This is a genomic window from uncultured Kocuria sp. (genome assembly GCF_947500125.1).
Lineage (GTDB): Bacteria > Actinomycetota > Actinomycetes > Actinomycetales > Micrococcaceae > Kocuria.
The window spans coordinates 201,650-223,353 of sequence record NZ_CANMRA010000004.1 but is presented as its reverse complement, the minus strand read 5'-3'; the positions used below and the strand labels follow the sequence as shown (position 1 = coordinate 223,353).

Genomic DNA, 21,704 nt, shown 5'->3' with positions numbered 1-21,704 from the left:
AGCGAACCGGCCGGCCCGCGGGAGCCGGCACGACCACGAGCGTTCGTGGTCGTGCCGGCTCCCGCGGGTCAGGCGACGGTGGCGTGCTCCGGGCCGGTCCGTGCGGCCAGCAGGGCGAACGGGCCGCCGGCCCCGCGCAGCTCCCGCGGCGCGCCCCGCTCGACGATGCGGCCGCCCGCGACCACCACCACCTGGTCGGCGCGCTCGACCGTGGAGAGCCGGTGGGCGATGGTCAGGGTGGTGCGGCCAGCGGCGAGCCGGTCGAGGGCCTCCTGGACCTGCGCCTCGGTGGTGTTGTCCAGGGCGCTGGTGGCCTCGTCCAGGACCAGCACGGGCGGGTTGCGCAGCACGGTCCGCGCGATGGCCAGGCGCTGCTGCTCCCCGCCGGAGAAGCGGTGGCCACGGGCGCCGACCGGGGTGTCCAGCCCGTCCGGCAGTCCGGCGACGGTGTCGGCGATGCGGGCGGCCCCCAGGGCGCGCCACAGCTCGGCGTCGGAGGCGTCCGGATCGGCGAGCAGCAGGTTCGCGCGCACCGTGGCGTGGACCAGGTAGGTCTCCTGGGAGACGACGCCCACGATCCGGGCGAGGTCCGCCGGCTCGATGTCCCGCACGTCGACGCCGTCGATCGTCACCCGCCCCCTCGTGACGTCGTTGAGCCGCGGGAGCAAGGAGCCGAGGGTGCTCTTCCCCGAGCCGGTGGGCCCGACGACCGCCGTGGTGCTGCCCGCCGGCAGCACCAGGTCGATGCCGCGCAGGACGTCGGCCCCCTCCTCGTAGGCGCAGCGCACGCCCTCGAACCGGACCTCCCCGCGCACGGTGGCCGGGTCCAGCCGCACGGGCGCGGCGGGCGGGACGACCTGCGGCTCGAGGTCCAGGTACTCGAAGATCCTGCTGAAGAAGGCCAGCGCGGCCACCCACTGCACGCCGATGTTGAGCAGACCCATCACGGGCCGGAAGACGGCCCCCTGCAGGGCGGTGAACGCCACCAGGGTGCCGATGGTCATCCCGCCGCCGGTGGCCGGGAAGCCGGCGGCCAGGTAGATCACGGCGGGGATCGCGGCGAAGACGATCTGCATGGTGGCCATCCGCCAGCGGCCTGCCAGCTGGCTGCGCAGCTCCAGGCCCACGAGCCGTTCGGAGCGCTCGGTGAAGCGGGCCGCGTCCCGCCCGGTGGTCCCCAGGGTCTTGGCGAGCCGGACCCCCGAGACGGACAGGCCCTCCTCGACCTGGGTGTGGAGCGCGGCGAGCTCCCGCTGGCGCTCGTCGGTGACGTCCCGGCGGATCAGGGCCACGCGGCGGGAGAGCCAGACGGCCGGGGGCAGCACCAGCAGGGAGATCAGGCTCATCGCCGGGGACAGCGCCACCATGGCCACCGCCGTCGCCACGGCGGTCGTGAGGTTGGACGCCACCCCCGTGGCGGAGCTGGTGACCACGGACTGCATCCCGGCGATGTCGTGCGTGAGCCGCGACTGCACCTCCCCGCCCCGGGTCCGGGTGAAGAACCCCAGGGACTGGGCCTGCAGGTGGGTGAAGAGCCGCACGCGCAGCGCGTGCATGACCCGCTGCCCCATCGTGGTGGCCAGCCAGGTCTGAACCACGCCGATCACGGCGGTGACCGCCGCGACGCCGACCATCGAGGCGGAGAGCACCAGCAGCAGACGGGTGTCGCCGTCCGGCAGGGCGTCGTCGATGATGCCCCGGACCAGGAACGGCTGGGCGAGGTTGACCACCGAGGACGCGGTGATGAGCACGACGACGAGCGCGGTCGTCGCCCGGTGCGGGGCGAACAGCGCCGCGATCCGGCGCGGGCTGACGGGGCGCCGGGCGAGCTGCTCCCGGTCCGCGGGGTCCGGGCGGGCGGGGCGGGTGCCACCACCGCCGCCGGTCCCGCCACCGCCGCCGGGACCGGGCGTCCCGCCCGGTCCGTCGGCCGGGACGCCTCCGCCGCCGTGCGCCGGGGTGCGGAGGAGCCCGGTGCGGTGGGTCGTGGTCATGGGATCCTCCTCGGGGAATATCAAGGAGGTTACCTCTCTATGAGGCAGCCCGCAATGGGGATAGGATGGCGCCATGCCCCACGACGATCCCGACCCGGCCCGCCTCGGGGACCTGCTGCACGCCGCCTTCCGCCGGCTGCGCCGTCGGTGGGCCGAGCAGCTGGCCCCGTTCGGGCTGACCCCGCACCAGTTCCGGGCGCTCGACGCCCTGGCCGGGCACACCGGGACCCAGCGGCACCTGCACGCCGGGGCCGAGAACTGCCGCCCGAACGGCGGGCCCGGCCGTCTGCGCGTGAAGGACCTCGCCGACGCCCTGCGCATCGCTCCCCGCTCCGCCACCGAGGTGGTGGACCTGCTCGAGCAGAAGGGGCTCGTGGAACGGGTGCCGGACCCCTCCGACCGGCGCGCCACGCTGGTGGCGCTGACCCCCCGGGGCACCGCCCTGCGCGGCACGGTCCGGGAGGACCGGCGCCGGGAGTCCGAGGAGTACTTCGCCCGCCTGGCCCCGGAGGACCGGGTGGAGCTGGAGCGGCTGCTCCGGCTGCTCGCGACGGACGCCCCGGCCCCGGGCTGAGTCCGGGCGGGGCACCCGCCGGGACTCAGCCCAGCTGCGCCGACAGGTCCGGGAAGGCCTCCGCGACCCCGGCGTGCCGGATGCTCCCGGCGGCCGTGTTGAGCCCGGCCGCGAACTCGGGGTCGGCGGCCAGGGCCTGCTCCGGGCCGCGGGCCAGGCGCCGCAGATAGGGCGTGGTGGCGTTGGCGAGGGCGCGGGTCGCGGTGCGCGGCACCGCGCCGGGCATGTTCGCCACGCAGTAGTGGGTGATGCCGTCCACCTCGAACGTCGGGTCGTCGTAGGTGGTCGGGTGGGAGGTCTCGAAGCACCCGCCCTGGTCGATGGCGACGTCCACGAGCAGCGCGTGGTCGTGCAGCACCCCGAGGTGCTCGCGGCGCACGAGCTTGGGCGCCGCCGCCCCCGGGACGAGCACCGCCCCGATCACCACGTCCGCACCGGAGATCTCCTCCTCGAGCACGTGCTCGTCGCTCATGAGCACGCGGGCCCGGTGCCCGAGCAGGTCGGTGAGCTCGCGGATCCGCGCGCCGTTGGCGTCCAGCACCGTGACGTCGGCCATCAGCCCCGAGGCCATCAGGGCGGCCTGGGTGCCCACGGCCCCGCCGCCGATCACCACGACCCTGGCCGCGGCGACGCCGGGGACCCCGCCCATCAGCAGACCGGGGCCGCCGGCGTTGGACTGCAGGTGGTGGGCGGCGGACTGCGCGGCGAGCCGGCCCGCGATCTCGGACATGGGCTGGAGCAGGGGCAGCGTGCGGCCGGAGCGCACGGTCTCGAAGGCCACAGCGGTGGTGCCCGCCTCGAGCAGCGCCTCGGTCAGCGGCCGGTCGGCGGCCAGGTGCAGGTACGCGAAGAGCGTGAGGTCGGGGCGCAGGAACCCGTACTCCTCGGCCACCGGCTCCTTCACCTTGACCAGCAGCTCCGCCCGCTCCCACACGGCGGACCGGTCGACCACCTCGGCCCCTGCGGCGGCGTAGGCGTCGTCGTCGAACCCGGACCCCTCCCCCGCGCCGGTCTCCACGAACACCTCGTGGCCGTCCCGCACGAGCTGGGTCACCCCGGCGGGCACGAGGCCCACCCGCTGCTCGGCCGGCTTGATCTCTCGGGGAACTGCTACGCGCATGGTCGGCGCTCTCCTCTCGTCGTGGTGCTCCGGCACGGGCCCGCGGCGCCGTCGCCGCGGGCCCCGCCCCCCGTCAGGGGGAGCGGATGTAGCCGGCGTCCTTGTCCACCTGGTTGACCAGCTGCTCCCCGGCCGTCCAGCGCCGGAGGTTGTCCTCGAACTGGGCGGCGAGCTCGTCCCGCCACCCCTCCACGTCCCCGCACATGTGCGCGGACACGTGCACATTGTCCATCTCCCAGAAGGGGTGGTCCGGCGGGAGGGGCTCCGTGTCGAAGACGTCCAGGGTCGCGGCGGCCGGGCGCCCCGCCCGGAGGGCCTCGCGCAGGGCGTCCTCGTCCACCAGCGCTCCGCGGCCCACGTTCACGAGGTGCGCGTGCGGGGCCATGGCCGCGAGCACCCGGGGGCCCACGAGTCCGCGCGTCTGCTCGGTCAGCGGGGCGGCCAGCACCACGTGGTCGGCCCAGCCGACGTGCTCGGCCAGCTCGGCGGCGGGGACGACGGTCCCGAAGTCGGGGTCCCCCGTCCGGGCCGTGCGCCCGGCGCCGCGGACGTCCATCCCCACGGCCCGCAGCAGGCGGGCGGTCTCGCGGCCGATCCCCCCGGTGCCCAGCACGAGGGCCGTGGAGCCCTGGGTGCGCCGCAGCTCCCGGTGCACCCACCGGTGCTCGTCCTGCAGGGCCCGGCTGCGGTGCAGCTGCTTGTCCTGGGCCAGGACCGCGGCGAGGACGAACTCCGCGATGGGCCGGTCGAAGACCCCGTGGGCGTTGGTCAGCCGGACCTCGCCGGCACGCAGGGCCGGGAACAGCATGGCGTCCACGCCGGCCGCCGCGACGTGCACCCAGCGCAGCCCCGTCGCGGCGTCCCACGCGTCGGCGAGGGCGTCCGAGAAGAAGTCCCACAGCAGCAGCACCTCCGCGGGACGCTGCCCGCCGGTCCCCGCCAGGGCCTCGGCGAGCCTCTCCCGCGTCACCACCGTGACGTCGGCGAGGCCCCGGAGGGCGGCCTCGTTGGCGGGCGGTGGTGTGCCGTCGGCGGTCAGCACGACGACACGGGGCGGCTCGCGCACGGTGCTCATGGGGCCACCCTACGGGCCGGTCCGATTGTTGACAATCTGCACGGGCTGTTCCCATGATGAGCCATGACCTCACTGAGCCCTCTCCTGAAGCAGGCGACCCCGGTCGTCGTCGACTCCGCCCGGGGGTGCTGGATCCACGGCACGGACGGGCGGGACTACCTGGACTTCACCACCGGGATCGGCGTGACCAGCACGGGCCACTGCCACCCCCGGGTGGTCGAGGCGGCCCGGGAGCAGGTCGGGCGGGTCATCCACGCCCAGTACACGACCGTGATGCACCCGCCGCTGCTCGAGCTCACCGAGAAGCTGGGCGAGGTCCTGCCCCCGGCCCTGGACTCCGTGTTCTACGCCAACTCCGGCTCCGAGGCGGTCGAGGCCTCCGTGCGGCTGGCCCGGATGGCCACGGGCCGGCCCAACATCGTGGTCTTCCAGGGCGGCTTCCACGGCCGCACGGTGGCCGCGGCGACCCTCACCACCGCGGGCACCCGGTTCTCCGCCGGGTTCTCCCCGCTCATGGGCGGGGTGCACATGGCCCCGTTCCCCTACGCCCACCGCTACGGGTGGGACGAGCGGACGGCGGTGGACTTCGCCCTGCGGGAGCTGGACTACCTCCTGGTGACCCGGACGGCGCCCCAGGACACCGCGGCCTTCCTCATCGAGCCCGTGCTCGGCGACGGCGGCTACCTGCCCACCCCGCCGGCCTTCCTCGAGGGGCTGCGGGAGCGGGCGGACCGGCACGGGATCCTGCTGGTCCTGGACGAGGTGCAGGCCGGGGTGGGGCGGACCGGGCGGTTCTGGGGCCACCAGTTCGCGGACGTGGTCCCGGACGTGCTGATCACCGCGAAGGGCCTCGCCTCCGGCTTCCCGATCTCCGCGATCGCGGCGCCGACCGCGCTCATGGAGCGGGGCTGGCCCGGCTCGCAGGGCGGGACCTACGGGGGCAACGCCGTGGCCGCCGCCGCGGGCTGCGCCACCCTCGACGTGGTCCGGGACGAGGGCCTCGTGGAGAACGCACGGGTCCGCGGGGACCAGCTGCAGGCCGGGCTGCTGCCCCTGCAGCAGCGCCACCCCGGGATCAGCGACGTCCGCGGCCGCGGGCTGATGCAGGGCATCGAGTTCGCGAAGGAGGACGGCTCCCCCGACCCGGCCGCCGCCCTGGCCGTGCAGCAGGCCACCACCGGCCACGGGCTGCTCACCCTGACCTGCGGACCGGCCGGCAACGTGGTCCGGCTGATCCCGGCCCTGGTGGTCTCCGAGGAGGAGATCCGCACCGGCCTCGAGCGCTTCGAGGCGGCCCTGGCCGAGGCCCTTGTCGGGTCGGCGGCGAGCGCATGAGCACCGCCGCCCTGCCCTTCCCGACCCGTCGCGCCGGTCCCGGGAGCACCGCCCCCGGGGCGCCGGCCGGCGGCGAGCTCGGCCGGCGCCTGCACGCGGCCGGCCTCGACGCCGACACCGGCTCCCGCCGGCTCGCGGAGTACGCCTACGACGCGTCCAACTACCGGGTGCGCCCCCGGGCCGTGGTCTTCCCCCGCTCCGCCGCGGACGTCGCCGCGGCGCTGGCCGTGTGCCGGGACCTGGGCGTGCCGGTGACCAGCCGCGGCGGCGGCACCTCGATGGCCGGCAACGCCGTGGGCCCGGGGCTCGTCCTGGACCTCTCCCGGCACCTGCGCGGGATCGGCGCCGTGGACGAGGACGCCCTGACCGTGGACGTGGAGGCCGGCGCGGTGCTCTCCGTGCTCGCCCGCGAGGTGGAGCGGCGCACGGACGGGCGGCTCACGTTCGCCCCGGACCCCTCCTCCCGCACCCGCGCCACGGTGGGCGGCTCCGTCGGCAACGACGCCTGCGGCAACCACTCGGTGCGCTACGGGCGCACGAGCGACCACACCGTGGAGCTCGACCTCGTCACCGCCGACGGCGCCCGCCTCACCGCCGGGCCCGGCGGGCTGCGCGCCACCGACCCGGCGGACGAGGCCTCCGCCCGGCGGGCCGGAGAGCTCGCCGGGGCCCTGCGGGACGTGGCCGCCGCCCACCTGGCCGAGCTGCGCGTGGAGCTGGGCCGGATCCCCCGGCAGGTCTCCGGCTACCACCTCCAGCACCTGCTGCCCGAGCGCGGCTTCGACGTCGCCCGCGCCCTCGTGGGCTCGGAGGGCACGTGCGCCGTGGTGGTGGGGGCCCGCATGCGCCTGGTGCCCCGCCCCCGCAGCGCGCTGCTGCTGTGCCTCGGCTACGAGGACGTGGTCGCGGCGGCCCGGGACGTGCCGATCCTGCTCGAGGAGCAGCCGGCCGCGGTCGAGGGGATCGACGACAAGATCGTCGCCACGATGCGGTGGCGCCGGGGCGCGGACGCGGTGGCCGCGATGCCCCGCGGCGGCGCCTGGCTCTACGTGGACCTCGACGGGGACGATGCCGCCGAGGTAACGGAGCGCGCCGAGGCCCTGCTCGAGCGGCTGCTGCGCGAGGGCCACGCCCTGGACGGCCGGACCGTGCCGGACCCGGTCGAGCGGACCTCGCTGTGGCGCGTCCGGGAGGACGGAGCGGGGCTCTCCTCGCGCCTGGCCCCGGACGCCGCCCTGGACCGCAGCGAGTCGTGGCCCGGCTGGGAGGACTCCGCCGTGGCCCCCGAGCGGCTCGCCGACTACCTGGCCGAGCTCCGGGCCCTGCTCGAGGAGCACGGCCTCGACGGCGTGGTCTACGGCCACTTCGGCGCCGGCTGCCTGCACATCCGGATCACCTACGACCTGCGCTCCGACGAGGGACGGGCCGTGTTCCGCGCCTTCACCGAGGACGCCGCGCGGCTCGTCGTCGCCCACGGCGGGTCCCTCTCCGGCGAGCACGGGGACGGCCGGGCCCGCTCGGAGCTGCTGGGCCTCATGTACTCCCCGCGCGTGCTGGGCGCCTTCGCCGCCGTCAAGCGGGCCTGGGACCCGCACGGGCTGCTCAACCCCGGCGTGCTCGTCGACCCGGCCGCCCTCACCGCGGACCTCGCCCTCGAGGGCGTGCCGCAGCGGCAGTGGCCGACGTCCTTCCCGCTCGGGGAGCTGCGCGCCGGGGAGGACCGCCAGGACCCCTTCGTGCACGCCGTGCAGGGGTGCATCGGGGTGGGCCGTTGCCGCGCGGACACGGGCGGGGTGATGTGCCCCAGCTACCGGGCCACCCTGGACGAGCGGGACTCCACGCGGGGACGCGCCCGCGTGCTCCAGGAGATGGTCCGCACCGCCCCCGACCAGGAGGCGGGGTGGCGCTCGCAGGACGTGCGCGAGGCCCTCGACCTGTGCCTGTCCTGCAAGGCGTGCGCCACCGACTGCCCGGCGGGCGTGGACATGGCCACGTACAAGTCCGAGTTCTTCGACCACTTCTACCGGCGGCGCCTCCGGCCCTTCAGCCACTACACCCTGGGCCGGCTGCCCCGGTGGCTCGGGCTCACCGGCCGGTTCTCCCGCCTGCTCAACGTCGCGCTGCGCGACCGGCCCGCCACCCGCCCCCTGCTGCGGGCGGGGATGCGGGTGGCCGGGCTGACGCCCGAGCGGCCGCTGCCGCGCTTCGCCGGGGCCGCCGACTGGATCCGCCAGGTCGCCGGGGCCGGGGTGGCCCGCCCCGGTGCGGGCACCGGGGAGACGGTCCTGTTCGTGGACAGCTTCACCCGCGGCTTCCGCCCCGAGGTGGCCGGGGCCGCGGCCCGTGTCCTCGCCGGGTCCGGGCGTCCCGTCGAGTGCGCGCCGGACGCCTGCTGCGCGCTGACGTGGATCTCGACCGGCCAGCTGGGCACGGCGCAGCAGGTCCTGCGCCGCACGGTCGAGGTGCTCGACGACGGGTCCGCGCGCCCCGTCGTCGTCGTCGAGCCCTCCTGCGCCGCCGCCCTGCGCCACGACCTGCCCGGGCTCGTGCCCACGGACGCGGCCCGCCGGGTGGCCGCCCGGGTGCGCAGCTTCGCCGAGCACGTCGCCGAGCTCGCGCGGGACGGGCGGCTGCCCGCCCCCGGCACGCCGCTGCCCCCGTCCGTGGTGGTCCAGACCCACTGCCACGAGTACTCCGCCTTCGGCGCCGCGGTCCAGCGCAGGGCCCTGGCCGCGGCCGGCGTCGCCGAGGTCCGGGAGGCCACCGGCTGCTGCGGGGTGGCCGGGAACTTCGGCTTCGAGGCCGCCCACTACGAGGTCAGCCTCGCCGTGGCCGAGCAGGCCCTGGTCCCGGCCCTGCGGGAGACGGAGGACTCCGTGCCCGTCCTCACCGACGGCTTCTCGTGCCACGAGCAGGTCCGCCACCTGCGTCCCGACCGGCCCGGCCGGCACCTCGCCCAGCTCCTCGACCCCCGCCCCGAACCCCGTGACGATTCCCGTGACGACTCCCGTGACGGTCTGCGCACCCGTTCCGACCGGAAGGACAACCCGTGACCACCTCCGCCACCGCCCCCACCACCGCCTCCGACGACGTCCTGCGCCGGTCCCGGGAGGCCGTCGCCGGGGTCAGCACCGGGGTCTTCATCGACGGCGTCTGGGCCGAGGCCGCCTCCGGCCGCCGCTTCGACGTGGTGGACCCTGCCACCGAGGAGGTCGTCGCCACCGTGGCGGACGGCGGCCCCGAGGACGCCGCCCGGGCGATCGAGGCCGCGGGGCGGGCCCAGAAGGACTGGGCGCGGACCGCGCCCCGGGAGCGCGGGGAGATCCTGCGCCGCTCCTACGACCTGATCATGGCCCGCCAGGACGAGCTCGCCCTGGTGATGTCCACGGAGATGGGCAAGCCCCTCGCCGAGGCCCGCGGGGAGGTCGCCTACGCCGCCGAGTTCTTCCGCTGGTTCTCCGAGGAGGCCGTGCGGATCGGCGGGGACATGACCCTCTCGGGCGACGGCAGGACCCGGATCCTGGTGTCCAAGGAGCCGGTGGGGCCCTGCGTGCTGGTCACCCCGTGGAACTTCCCGCTGGCCATGGGCACCCGCAAGATCGGCCCGGCCGTCGCGGCCGGCTGCACGATGGTCTTCAAGCCCGCCAATCTCACCCCGCTGTCCTCCCTGGCGCTCGTGGACATCCTCGTGGAGGCCGGCCTCCCGGCGGGCGTGCTCAACGTGGTGTGCACCTCGAAGGCCTCCTCGGTGGTCGGGCCCTGGATGTCCTCGGGGATCGCCCGCAAGATCTCCTTCACCGGCTCCACCGAGGTGGGGGTCCGCCTGCTCGAGCAGGCCGCCCAGCACGTCATGCGCTCGTCCATGGAGCTGGGCGGCAACGCCCCCTTCATCGTGTTCGAGGACGCCGACCTCGACGTGGCGGTCGAGGCCGCGATGATCGCCAAGATGCGCAACATGGGCGAGGCGTGCACCGCGGCCAACCGCCTGTTCGTCCACCGCTCCGTGGCCGAGGAGTTCTCCGCCCGCCTCGCCGAGCGCATGGGCTCCCTCACCGTGGGCCACGGCGTGGCCGAGGGCACCCAGGTGGGCCCCCTCGTCGAGGAGAAGGCCCTGGCCAAGGTGGAGGAGCTCGTGGACGACGCCCTCACCCGGGGGGCGTCCGTGCTGTGCGGGGGCCGCCGGCCCGGGGGCCGGGGCTGGTTCTACGCCCCCACCGTCCTGTCCGGGGTCAGCCCCGACGCCGAGCTCATGTCCCAGGAGATCTTCGGGCCGGTGGCGCCCGTGGTGCCGTTCGACTCCGAGGAACAGGTGCTCGGGTGGGCCAACGACACCCCGTGGGGGCTCGTGGGCTACCTCTTCACCCGCGACGTGGACCGCAGCTTCCGCGTGAGCGAGGCCCTCGAGGTCGGCATGGTCGGGGTCAACACGGGACTGGTCTCCAACCCGGCGGCGCCCTTCGGCGGGGTCAAGGCCTCGGGCCTCGGGCGCGAGGGGGGCCGCGTGGGGATCGAGGAGTTCCTCGAGACGAAGTACACGGCGGTGCCCCGTGGCCGATGACACCGTGACCGACAGCGCCGTGACGGACAGCCCCGTGACGGACGACACCATGGCGGACGACACCACGGACGGCGGAGCCGTGGCCGACCCTGACGTCCGCCCCGCGCTGTTCAGCGACGAGGAGTACGCCGCCCGGCTGCGCGCGGTGCGGGAGAAGATGACGGAGCAGGGCCTGAGCGCGCTGATCGTGACCGACCCCGCGAACATGTTCTACCTGACGGGCTACGACGCCTGGTCGTTCTACACCCCGCAGCTGCTGTTCGTGCCCATGGAGGGCGAGCTGCTGCTGTTCCTGCGGGAGATGGACGCCAACGGCGCGTTCCGCACGGCCCGGCTGCACCCCGAGCAGATCGTCGGCTACCCCGAGCGCTACGTGCACCGCCCGCACCTGCACCCGTTCGACTGGGTGGCCTTCGCCCTGCGCCGCCGCGGCCAGGTCGCCCCGGCCGCCCGGGGGTGCGTGGGCCTGGAGATGGACTCCCACTTCTTCTCCCCCAAGGGCTACCGGTCGCTCGTCAACGCCCTGCCCGAGTGGACCCTCGTGGACGCCTTCGACATCGTGAACTGGGTGCGCGCCGTGAAGTCCCCGGCGGAGATCCAGTACCTGCGCACGGCCGCCCGCGTCACGACGGCCGCGATGCAGGCCGCGATCGACGCGATCGAGCCCGGCGTCCCGCAGCACCGCGTCGCGGCGGAGATCTCCCGGGCCCAGGTCGAGGGGGTCGGCGACGCGTGGGGCGACTTCCCGGCCATGGTGCCCATGCTGCCCACCGGGGCCTCCGCCGACACCCCGCACCTCACCTGGTCGGACCGGGTGCTGCGCGAGGGCGACGCCGTCGTGGTGGAGCTGGCCGGGGTGCACCGGCGCTACCACGTGCCGCTGGCCCGCACGGTCATGCTCGGTCCGCCCACGGCCGAGCTGGGCCTGCTCGAGGAGGCCGTCGCCTCCGGGCTCGAGGCCGTCCTCGACGTCACCGCCGCGGGCGTCCCGGTGCGCGAGCTCGCGAGCACCTGGAACTGGGCGCTCGCGGAGTTCGGGCTCGAGAAGCCCAGCCGGCTCGGCTACTCCGTGGGCATCGGCTATCCCCCCGACTGGGGCGAGCGCACCATCAGCATCCGCTCGGAGGACGAGAGCGTGCTCGCCGAGAACATGACGTTCCACCTCATCTGCGGCATGTGGATGACCGGGTACGGCTACGAGGTCTCCGAGTCGATCCGCATCACCGCCACCGGGACGGAGGCCCTGACCTCCTTCCCCCGAGCACTCATCAGGAAGTGATCCCATGACCACCACCGCCACGTCCCTCACCACCGTCGACAGCCTGCTCACCAAGCCCACCGCGGGCGTGGGCGGCGACCCCGCCCACGGCCTGCTGCCGCTGGCCCGCCGGGCGGACGGGCTCGTGGGGTCGGTCATCGACTCCTCGACGTCGCTGCTCGCCGCCCAGAGCCACGACATCGTCCGCTTCGCGATGGGCGCCCCGGCCGCCGAGGTGATCCCCACGGGCGAGTTCCGGCGGATTGCCGCCGAGGTCCTCGACGACAGCTCGTTCACGTACGGGGCCACGGAGGGCGAGCCCGGTCTGCTCGAGACCGTCGTGGCCCACCCCTCCACGACCCCGGAGCCGACCCGGCCCGAACGGATCGTCATCACCTCCGGCGGGATGCAGGGCCTCGACCTCGCGTTCAAGCTCTTCGTGGACCCCGGGGACCTCGTGGTGGTCGAGTCCCCCACCTACACGAACGGCTCCGGGACCGCCCTCAGCTACGGCGCCGACGTCCTCGAGGTCCCCGTGGACCAGGACGGCATGGACGTGGACGCGCTCGAGACGCTGGTCGCCGAGACCGGGCGCACCCCGCGGGCCCTCTACACGATCCCGAACTTCCAGAACCCCTCCGGCACCACGCTCAGCGAGCCGCGCCGGCGGCGCCTGCTGGAGCTGGCGCACCGGTGGGGCGCCGTGATCATCGACGACGACCCGTACGGGGGCCTGCGCTTCGCGGGGGAGGACATCCCCGGCTTCCGGGAGATCAGCCCGGACGACCCGCTCGTGTTCTCGGTGCGGACCTTCTCCAAGGTCCTCGCCCCCGGCCTGCGCGTGGGGTGGGTGGACGCGGACCCGAGGCTGCGCAAGCTGCTGATCGCCGGCAAGCAGGCCATGGACACGTGCACGAACGTGCCCGCCCAGCACATCGTGGAACGGTTCGTGCGCCAGGGCGGCTACGACGACCACCTGGCCTGCCTGCGCACGGAGTACCGGCGGCGCAAGCAGGCCATGGACGCCTCGATCGCCCGCCACCTCGGCTCCCGGGTGGTCACGACCGACCCCGAGGGCGGCTTCTTCCTGTGGGTGACCCTGCAGGGCGACGACGCGGCCGTGGCCACTCCCCGGCTGTTCGAGATCGCGCTGGCCGAGGGCGTCGCCTTCATCCCCGGCCCCGCGCTGTCCCCCTCCGGCCGCTTCCAGGACGCCTTCCGGCTGTGCTTCGCGTCCACGAGCCCCGAGCGCACGGAGGTGGGCGTGCGGCGACTGGCCCGGGCCCTGGACATCGCCCGGGCGGAGCTTTCGGACCGGTAGCACCCCGCCGGACGGGCCGGGCGGCGGCCCCGCACCGGGCCGCCGCCCTCACTCCGCGCCGGCGTCCTGGTAGGGGTAGGAGGCGATGACCTCCCGGACGCGGTCGAGGGCCGGCCCGTCCAGGCCGTGGCCCGGCAGGACGGCGGCCCACGCGTCCACGGCGACGTCCCCGTAGTTGTGCCCGTGGCCGGCCGGGACGGCCTCGCCCAGGACCATGTCCACGGCCAGCTGGAGGTAGGTCAGGAGCGGGACCCACACCATCGCGTCGCTCACGTCGGCGGCCCGCCCGCCCTCCGCGCTCGAGCCCGCCAGCCACTCCGGCCGCTGCCCGATCACCGCGGGGTCCAGCCACGTGATGGGGTCCGTGGCGTGCTGGAGGTAGGCGATCCGCGGACGCTCCCACGGGCCGGGCACCGCATCGAAGTCCCCGGGCACGGAGAGCCAGCGCACGGTCCGCCCCTGGTCCAGGACGGGCTGCCACACCGGGCTGCCGGGATCGCGGCGCTCCTGCAGGCTCCGCCAGGGCTGCGCGTTGTTGGGCGGCCCCGTGAACACGGCGCCGTCCGTGCGGCGGGTCATCTCCGGCACGTCCGCGAACACGGACTGCATCCCGGAGGCGCCGAGGCTCAGCCCGTACACCACCAGCTGGGGGCGGTCCCCCGCCGGCATCCGCTCCCACTCGGCGTGCACGGCGTCGAACAGCGTCCGGCTCGAGGCGCGGGGGAGGTCGGGGGCGAAGAGGAACGAGACCCAGCTGGGCTGGTAGGAGTACTGGGTCGCCACGATCGCGGTGCTCCCGGCGTTGAGGTACTCCACGGTGTCCACGGCCTGGCGCTCGAGCCAGCCCGAGCCGGTGGGCGCGGCGACCACCAGGACCTCGCGCTCGAAGCCGCCGGTGCGGCGCAGCTCGGCCACGGCCAGGGCCGCGCGCTCCTCGGCCGTCTCCGCCTGGGCCAGGCCCACGTAGACCCGCACGGGCTCCTGCGCGGGACGGCCCGTCACCTCCTCGATCTGCGCCGGGGCGGGCCCGCCGCCGACGAAGGCGCGGCCCTGCATGCCGAGCGCCTCCCATCGCACCGGCGAGTCCTCGCCCGCCGAGCGCCACCGGGAGCCGGGCTCGACGACGCCCTCGGGGGTCGTCGCGTCCCGCGCCGCGTAGACCCGGTCCGCCGCGGCCAGCACGCCGAGCACCACGAGCAGGACGGCCAGGAGGACGGCCGTGCCCGCGGCGGCCAGGGAGACGGCCGCGGCCGTGCCCGCACCGGCGCCGCGCCGGCGGGCGAGGTCGCGGGCGCGCCGGCGCACGGCGCCCAGCGCGCCCAGGAGCCCCAGTCCCGCCGCGGAGGTCAGCACCCAGGACAGCAGGAACGGAACCAGCTCGGCGGCGGCCCGCGGGGGCATGTCCACGTTCGCGCGGACGTCGTTCTGCCACTCGACCACCAGGGCGGACAGGGCCACCGTGCCCAGGACCACGAGGCCGGCGGCGGCCGCCCACCCCCACGCGGCGGCCCGGCGGGAGGCACGGGCCGGTGGCGGCTGCCCGCCGGTGCCGCGGGCAGCGGCTCCCCGGGCCAGGAGCCCCACCAGGAGGATCCCGGCGCCGTAGCCGAGCGTGAACCCGACCCCGGCGAGAAGACCCTGGAAGACCGGGGGCCGGGGCAGCAGGGAGGGCGTCACGGCGGCCACGGAGAGGCTCAGCCCGAGCACGAGGCCGATCGGGCGCGCCACGGCGGGGCCGGGACGGGAACCGGGGTCCATGGCACGAGCGTAGCCGCCGCCCCGCCCGGCACCTGCCGTGCGCCTCACGCGCGGGCCGCGGGGGCCGGACCGGCACGGTCGGCGCGTGCGGCCAGGAGCCGGTCGGCCACCAGGGACAGCACGGCGGTGAAGACCGAGAGGAGGAGCGCCGCCAGCGCGGCGGAGACCGGACCGGAGACGGTCATCAGGCCCGTCACGGTGGCGAAGGCCCAGATGAGCGCCGCGTTCACCGCCAGCGTGAGCAACGCCAGCAGCACCACCGACGCGGGCTGGGGCAGCCGGCCGGTGACGAACGGGACGAGCACGTTGCAGAGCCCGATGAACAGCGCCACCACCAGGTGGGACACCACCCCGCCGGTGACGGCGACCCCGGGGAGGACCCACGCGGTGAGCTCGACCGCCCCCGCCAGCACCACCCACCGCGCGAGAAGCGACACGCCCATGGCCGTCTCCTGTCCTGTCCCGCCCCGCGCTCTGCCGGACGGTGCTCCCACTGTCACGCCCACCGCCCGGGGCCGCATCACCCGCGACGGGTGATGCGGCGGGGCCGGCAGGACACCGTGCCACCGCCCGTCCCCCTGGAGTAGCCTCGGACCATGAAGGGCGCACCGAGCGGGGCCCGTCCGCCCGTGCCGGACCCGCTGTCCGCCACGCGCTCCTCGATTCCCCGGGTGCCGGCCAGAATGGTGCGGCGCCCGCGTCTCGACCGGCTGCTCGACGACGGGGTGGCCGTCGGCGCCGTCGTCGTGTCCGCCCCGGCAGGATCGGGCAAGACGCTGCTCCTGTCGGGATGGGCCACCCCGCACCGGCCGCCGGTCGCCTGGCTGTCGGTGGAGCCCGAGGACGGGGACCCCCAGCAGTTCTGGGCCCGGGTCCTCGGCTCCCTGCAGGCCGCGCCCGATGTCGGCCCGGCGAGCGCCCTGGCCGGTCTGCGCGCTCCCCCGTCCCACGACCCCCGGTTCGTCGACCTCCTGGTGGACGCCTGTGCGCGGCTCCCCGCACCCCGGGTGCTCGTGCTCGACGACCTGCACCGGATCGCGGGCTCGCCCGCCGCGGAGTCCCTGGCGGCGGCGGCCCGGAAGGACCTCGGCGCCCTCAGGCCGGTGATCGCCACGCGCAGCGACCCGGGCCTGCCCGTGCCGAGGCTGCGCCTGAGCGGCCGGCTGACGGAGATCCGCGCCGAGGACCTCCGCTTCGACCCCGCCGAGGCCGTGGAGCTCCTCGCCGCCCACGCGGTCGCCCCCACACCACCGCAGCTCGCCACCCTGCTGACGAGGACGGAGGGCTGGGCGGCAGGGCTCCGCCTCGCCGCCCTGTCCCTCCAGGACGCCGAGGACGTGGACGCGGCCGTCCGGGGGCTGGGCGGGGACCAGCGCGGCCTCGCCGACTACTTCACGGAGGAGGTCCTCGAGCACCAGGAGCCCGAGCTGACCCGGTTCCTGCTCGACACCTGCGTGGTCCGGCGCGTCTCGGCCGAGCTCGCCGACACCCTGACCGGCCGCGCGGACGGCCGGCGGCTGCTGGCCAGGCTCGAACGCGAGAACCTGTTCGTGGTCGCCCTGGACGACCGGCGCGAGTGGTACCGCTATCACCACCTCTTCGCGGACCTGCTGCGCCACGGCCTGCGGGCGGAGGACCCCGCGCGGCAGGCCGTCCTGCACCGCCGCGCCGCGGCCTGGTTCGCCGCCCACGGGGAGCCGCTGGAGGCGGCCCGGCACCTGCGCGCGGCGCAGGACTGGCCGGCGCTGGCCCGGTTCGTCCTGCGCAGCGCCGGCGCGGAGGCCCTCGGGACGGACCGACCGGCCCTCGTCGCCCTGCTCAACGGCGTGCCCGACGAGCTGGTCGCCCGGGACTGCGAGGTGGCCGCCGCGGTCGCGGCCGTGCGTTACGCCGCCTACGACCCGGTGGGGGTCGCCTCCCACGCCGCCCGTGCCCGCGAGCTGCTGCCCCGGCTGTCCGCGGAGGACGCACGGCTGACCACGGTGGTGCTCTGCACGCTCGATGCCGTCCTCGCGTGGATGCACGCGGACGCCACGGAGCAGGTGCGCTGCGCCAGGACCGCGATCCGGCGGCTGGACGAGGTGCTCCCCGAGGAGCTCCCCGCGGCCCCCGTGTACCGCATCGCCACGACCACGGTGCTGGCCATGGGCCTGCTGTGGACCGGCGAGCTCGGTGCCGCCGAGGTCACGCTCACCAGGACGCTCGCGGCCCTCGCCGACCGCTCCGCCATGACCCCGGTGCTCGCCCTGCACCTGCACGGGAACCTCGCCGTCCTGAAGGCGATGCGCGGCCGGCTGCAGGAGGCGCGCCGCGAGGTGGACGTCGCGCTGGCCGTCGCGGAGGAGTCCGGCTGGACGTTCCAGCCCCTGACGGCCACGGCGTTCCTCGCGGAGGCGCTGATCCGGCTCCTGCAGCACGACGTCGGCGCCTGCGCCTCCGCGCTCGAGCGCGGCCGGGCGTGCGTGGGCCGGGTGCCGGACCGCTACGCGGAGACCGGTCTGGCCCTGGTGGGCGTGCGGCTCGAGGTCTCGAAGGGGGACGTGGCGGCGGCCCGTCACCTCCTGGGACGGCTGCGCCGAGGGACGCAGGACTGGGTGATGCCGCGCTTCCTCGCCCGGTGGTGCGAGCTGGTCCGGGCCGAGATCCTCCTGGCGGAGGGGCGGCCCGGCGATGTCCTGGCCCTGCTGGTCGATCCCGCAGGCACCTCCTCGGCCCCTGGGCGCCCCCACGGGCACCGGGTCGTCCTGCGGGCCAGGGCGCTGCTGGGGGCCAACGACCCCGGGCGGTGCCTGCAGCAGCTGCAGGACCTGTTCCGGGAGACCGACGTCGACGGAGGGCCCGCCGCGGAGGCCTGGCTGCTGGCCGCCCTCGCCCACGACCGGCTCCGCGACGAGGCGCAGGCCCAGGCCTGCCTCGAGCGCTCCCTGGGCGTGGCCGCCCCCGAACGCATCGTGCGTCCGTTCCTGCTCGTGGACGACGACCGGGTCCGGAGACTGCTGCGTCTCCACGAGCGGGCCGTGGGCACGCACCGGCCGTTCGTCGAGACCGTGCTGGTCCTCCTCGGCGGCGGAGCCGCCCCCTCCCACGCCCCGGCGGGGCCGGAGCCGTTGACCAGCCGGGAGCGCAGCGTGCTCCTGCTGCTGCCGACGATGATGAGCAACGCGGAGGTCGCCGCCGAACTCTGCCTGTCGGTGAACACCGTCAAGGTGCACCTGAAGTCCCTCTACCGCAAGCTCGGCGTCGGCACCCGGCGGGAGGCCGTGCTCCGCGCCCGGGAGCTCGGCCTGCGGGACGTCCCGGTCCTCGACGGTCCCGCCGGATCACCCGCACCGGGTGAGGCCGCTCCTCCGGCGGGGCGGGACCCTGGAGAGGGCTCCGGGGACGCCGCGGGCCCCGCCGGACCGAGGAGGACCCGATGAGTTTCTGGGAGTTCGTGTGGCTGCTGGTGATCTGGACACCGGTGGCCCTGCTCTGGGGAGTGTCGCTCGTCGACATCACCCGTCGCGATGACGTCGGGGGCGGGACCAAGGCGCTGTGGACGGTGGTGATCATCCTGCTGCCGTTCGTGGGCCCGCTGATCTACCTGTTCACCCGCTCCGTCGGCGTCGCCGAGGAGGACCGCGCAGCGGCGGGCCGGTCGGGCCGCGCGCCGGTGGCCGGGCACGCGCAGGGCAGCCGCGCCCACCAGCTCACGCTCCTGGCGGACCTGCGGGACCGCGGCGCCCTGACCGCCCGGGAGTTCGACGTCGAGAAGGCCCGGCTCCTGGGCGACCGTTCCCCGGACGCGGACGTGCCGGACACGGGCGTGCCGGACACGAACGGTGCCGGCACGGACGCTCCCGCGGCGGCGGACGAGGAGGGCGCGGGCCGGCCCACGGCGCGGACGGCCTGAGGCCCCCGGACCGGGGACCGTCCCCCGGTACGCTTTGCAAATGAGATCCAGCGCCCCGGGCCGCCGCCTGCTCCGTTCGTTCGCCGTCCGCTCCGTCGTGGGCATGCTGGCCGTGCAGGCGGCGGTGGTGGCCACCCTGGTGGCCACCGACGCGGTCCAGCGCCGGAGCCGCTCGCGGCGCTCCGGTTTCCCACGCCCGGGCACGTTCGAGCACACGGTCGCGGAGACCGGCACCACGGTCTACACCTACGGGGAGGACCTCTACCGGGACATGCTCGCCGCGATCCGGGGCGCGGAGCACCGGGTCCAGCTGGAGACGTTCATCTGGAAGGACGACGCGGTCGGCCGTGAGTTCCTGGACGCCGTCAACGCCGCCGCCGCCCGCGGCGTCGAGGTGCACGTGATGTACGACGGGTTCGGCAACCTCGTGGTGCCCCGCCGGTTCTACCGCTTCCACCCGGACGTGCACGTCTTCCGGGTCCCCGTCCTGCGCCCGCGCCTGCTGCTGAGCCCGCTGCAGGCGACCGGGCTGACCCACCGCAAGCTACTGGTCGTCGACGACGAGATCGGGTTCGTGGGCGGCTACAACATCGGGTCCCTCTACGCCACGCAGTGGCGGGACACGCACGTGCGGCTCACCGGCCCCGCCGCCTTCGAGCTGGGCCACTCCTTCGCCGCGGTGTGGAACCACCCCTCGGCCCGCCGGACGAAGCTCCCGCACGTGAACCCGGGCTCCTGGGACTCCCGGGTGCACGCCATCAACAACATCCCGGCCAGCCTGGTGTACCCCATCCGCAGCGTCTACCTCGACGCGATCCACCGGGCCACGGACCACATCTACCTGACCACCGCCTACTTCATCCCCGACCAGCAGATCCTCTCCGCCCTGATCGAGGCGTCCCGGCGGGGCGTGGACGTGCGCGTCATCCTGCCCGAGGACTCCAACCACGTCCTCGCGGACTGGCTCTCCCGCGGCTTCTACTCCACGCTGCTGGCCGAGGACATCACGGTGCTGCTGTACCGCCACGCGATGATCCACGCCAAGACCGCGACCATCGACGGGCAGTGGTCGATCATCGGCACCGCCAACATCGACCGGCTGAGCCTGGGCTTCAACTACGAGACGAACCTGGAGATCCACGACCGGGACTTCGCCGCGGACATGGAGGAGGTCTTCGCCGCCGACAGCGAGAACTGCCGGGAGCTGACGGCCGGCCAGTGGGACGAGCGGCACCCCGCGGCCTGGTTCGCCGAGACCGTCCTGGTGCCGCTGCGCCCCTTCCTCTGAGCCCTCGGGGGCCTCAGCGCGGTGCGTCCTGCTCTCCGCGGTCCGGTGCGGGCTCGTGCTGCGCCCTGCCGCGGGCGTCGTGCTCCGTGGCCCCCAGCCGGCTCCCGAGGCGCTGCTGGTAGCGCATCCGCTGGTACTTCCACCGCTCGGCCATGCTCGCCCTGGACCGGGCGGTGCCCTGGGGATCGAGCGGGTCCGGTCCCAGCACCGGGTCCTCGCCCGCCTGGTACCGCCCGCTCCACACCTGGATCACGGCCCAGGCCACCGCGGTGATCGGCACGGCGAGGACGGCCCCGAAGATCCCGCCCACGATGGTGCCCACGGTGAGGGCCAGGAGCACGACGATCGCGTGCAGGCTCAGGGTCCGGCCCATCACCACCGGCTGGAGGAGGTCGCCCTCGACCTGGTTGACGACGACGACGACGCCGACGACCACCAGCGCGATCACCGGGCCGTTGGTCACCAGCGCGACCAGGGCCGCCAGGATCCCCGCGGCCGTGGCGCCGACGATCGGGATGAAGCCGCCGATGAACACGATGACGCCCAGCGGCAGCGCCAGCGGCACCCCGAGCAGGGCCAGGGGGACCCCGATGAACAGCGCGTCGACGGCGGCGACGACCGCGGTGCCGCGCACGTAGCCGCCGAGCACCTGCACGGCCCGGTCCCCGGACTCCGCGAGCCTCGCCCGGGTCTCCCCGTGGAACCAGCGCAGCGTGAAGTTCCACATCGTCGCCCCGTCCTTCAGGAAGAAGAACAGGACAACGATCACGAGCACCACCCCGGCGAGGAACTCGGTGGCCGCCGTGAGCCCGCTGATGGCCCCGCCGGCGAAGGCGCTGGACAGCAGGAAGTCCGTGGCCCGCTGGAGCAGCGCGTCCAGGGAGGCGGTGTCCACGGGGAGGGGCCCGGACATGATGAAGCGCTGCAGCTCCTCCCAGCCCTCCACGACCGAGGCCGCGAGATTGTCCCACTCGCTGCGGACCGCCAGGACGATGCCCGTGACCACCCCGCCCACCAGGGCGAGGATGCCCAGGAAGGCCGCCACGGTGGCCAGCAGCCCGGACCAGCCCCTGCTCCTCAGCCACCGCACGAGCGGGCTCACGGCCGAGGCCAGGATGAGCGCCACGAGCACGGAGATCACCACCAGCGACACGCGGACCAGGATCCACACCAGCCCCACGAGCACGGCCGCGACGAGCAGGACCTGGGCGGAGCGGGAGCCGGCCCGTCCCAGGGGGTCCGACCACGGGCCCGCGGCGGAGAGCGCGCGGGGAACGGCCCCTGGCCCCGTGGACCCCGCCGGCGGTGTGACGGGCGGGGCGGCGGGCGGTGCGGCGGGCGGGGCGGACGCGGAGCGGGCCGCGGCGGCCTCCGCGGCGACGTCGGCGCGGGTGGATCCCGTCCCGGGGCGGGAGGACAGCGGGTCGGAGGACAGCGGGTCGGAGGCGGGTGAGGTGCTCATGGGACAACTCCTGGTGGCGGGCCGTGCCGGTCGGGCGGCCGGCACGGGACGTCGTGCCGGTGCTCCCCC

At 75.4% G+C, this 21,704-nt stretch carries 15 protein-coding genes; 9 read left to right on the top strand and 6 right to left on the bottom strand.

Annotated features, from left to right (window positions below):
• Window positions 1-68: 68 nt before the first annotated feature.
• Window positions 69-1,994 carry an ABC transporter ATP-binding protein gene (locus Q0817_RS04605; protein ID WP_298584920.1) on the bottom strand — a complete coding sequence of 642 codons (1,926 nt, stop codon included), beginning with the start codon at window positions 1,992-1,994 and terminating at the stop codon, window positions 69-71.
• A gap of 73 nt (window positions 1,995-2,067) precedes the next feature.
• Here Q0817_RS04605 and Q0817_RS04600 point away from each other — a divergent pair, with 73 nt between their 5' ends.
• Window positions 2,068-2,568 (top strand): MarR family winged helix-turn-helix transcriptional regulator, encoded by a 501-nt coding sequence (locus Q0817_RS04600; protein ID WP_298584918.1) that lies wholly within the window; start codon window positions 2,068-2,070, stop codon window positions 2,566-2,568.
• Window positions 2,569-2,593: 25 nt separating this feature from the next.
• On the opposite strand, the gene ald is transcribed toward Q0817_RS04600, so the two are convergent.
• A complete protein-coding gene (gene ald, locus Q0817_RS04595; RefSeq protein ID WP_298584916.1) occupies window positions 2,594-3,688 on the bottom strand; it encodes an alanine dehydrogenase in 1,095 nt (364 codons plus the stop codon).
• 73 nt (window positions 3,689-3,761) lie between these two features.
• Entirely contained in the window at window positions 3,762-4,763 is a 1,002-nt protein-coding gene (locus tag Q0817_RS04590) for a D-2-hydroxyacid dehydrogenase (protein WP_298584915.1), read from the bottom strand.
• Between the two features lie 63 nt (window positions 4,764-4,826).
• On the opposite strand from Q0817_RS04590, the gene Q0817_RS04585 reads away from it, so the two are divergent.
• From Q0817_RS04585 to Q0817_RS04565, 5 genes are read left to right on the top strand one after another with little or no spacing between them, the layout of a single operon-like run.
• A complete protein-coding gene (locus Q0817_RS04585) occupies window positions 4,827-6,098 on the top strand; it encodes an aspartate aminotransferase family protein (RefSeq protein ID WP_298584913.1) in 1,272 nt (423 codons plus the stop codon).
• Window positions 6,095-9,151, top strand: a complete 3,057-nt coding sequence (locus Q0817_RS04580) for an FAD-binding and (Fe-S)-binding domain-containing protein (RefSeq protein ID WP_298584911.1) — start codon at window positions 6,095-6,097, stop codon at window positions 9,149-9,151. Before Q0817_RS04585 ends, Q0817_RS04580 begins: the two co-directional genes overlap by 4 nt.
• Entirely contained in the window at window positions 9,148-10,656 is a 1,509-nt protein-coding gene (locus tag Q0817_RS04575) for an NAD-dependent succinate-semialdehyde dehydrogenase (protein ID WP_298584909.1), read from the top strand. The genes Q0817_RS04580 and Q0817_RS04575 overlap by 4 nt, the downstream gene beginning before the upstream one ends.
• Window positions 10,657-10,705: 49 nt before the next feature.
• Window positions 10,706-11,935: a M24 family metallopeptidase gene (locus Q0817_RS04570; protein WP_298584951.1), complete on the top strand. Its 1,230-nt coding sequence runs from the start codon at window positions 10,706-10,708 to the stop codon at window positions 11,933-11,935.
• Between the two features lie 4 nt (window positions 11,936-11,939).
• Window positions 11,940-13,235, top strand: a complete 1,296-nt coding sequence (locus Q0817_RS04565; protein WP_298584907.1) for a PLP-dependent aminotransferase family protein — start codon at window positions 11,940-11,942, stop codon at window positions 13,233-13,235.
• 48 nt (window positions 13,236-13,283) lie between these two features.
• Here the strand turns inward: Q0817_RS04565 and Q0817_RS04560 are convergent, their stop codons facing one another.
• Together Q0817_RS04560 and Q0817_RS04555 are read right to left on the bottom strand one after the other, a co-directional pair.
• Window positions 13,284-14,993 carry an alpha/beta-hydrolase family protein gene (locus Q0817_RS04560; protein WP_298584905.1) on the bottom strand — a complete coding sequence of 570 codons (1,710 nt, stop codon included), beginning with the start codon at window positions 14,991-14,993 and terminating at the stop codon, window positions 13,284-13,286.
• 44 nt (window positions 14,994-15,037) lie between these two features.
• Window positions 15,038-15,436: a phage holin family protein gene (locus Q0817_RS04555; RefSeq protein WP_298584902.1), complete on the bottom strand. Its 399-nt coding sequence runs from the start codon at window positions 15,434-15,436 to the stop codon at window positions 15,038-15,040.
• A 153-nt stretch (window positions 15,437-15,589) separates the two neighbouring features.
• Between Q0817_RS04555 and Q0817_RS04550 the strand changes: the two genes are divergently transcribed.
• From Q0817_RS04550 to Q0817_RS04540, 3 genes are read left to right on the top strand one after another with little or no spacing between them, the layout of a single operon-like run.
• A complete protein-coding gene (locus tag Q0817_RS04550; RefSeq protein WP_298584899.1) occupies window positions 15,590-18,412 on the top strand; it encodes a LuxR C-terminal-related transcriptional regulator in 2,823 nt (940 codons plus the stop codon).
• Entirely contained in the window at window positions 18,409-18,885 is a 477-nt protein-coding gene (locus tag Q0817_RS04545; RefSeq protein ID WP_298584897.1) for an SHOCT domain-containing protein, read from the top strand. Before Q0817_RS04550 ends, Q0817_RS04545 begins: the two co-directional genes overlap by 4 nt.
• A 40-nt stretch (window positions 18,886-18,925) precedes the next feature.
• On the top strand, window positions 18,926-20,173 hold the full coding sequence (locus Q0817_RS04540) for a phosphatidylserine/phosphatidylglycerophosphate/cardiolipin synthase family protein (RefSeq protein WP_298584895.1): 1,248 nt from the start codon (window positions 18,926-18,928) through the stop codon (window positions 20,171-20,173).
• 13 nt (window positions 20,174-20,186) lie between these two features.
• Here the strand turns inward: Q0817_RS04540 and Q0817_RS04535 are convergent, their stop codons facing one another.
• Window positions 20,187-21,635, bottom strand: a complete 1,449-nt coding sequence (locus tag Q0817_RS04535; protein ID WP_298584892.1) for an AI-2E family transporter — start codon at window positions 21,633-21,635, stop codon at window positions 20,187-20,189.
• Between the last annotated feature and the right edge of the window lie 69 nt (window positions 21,636-21,704).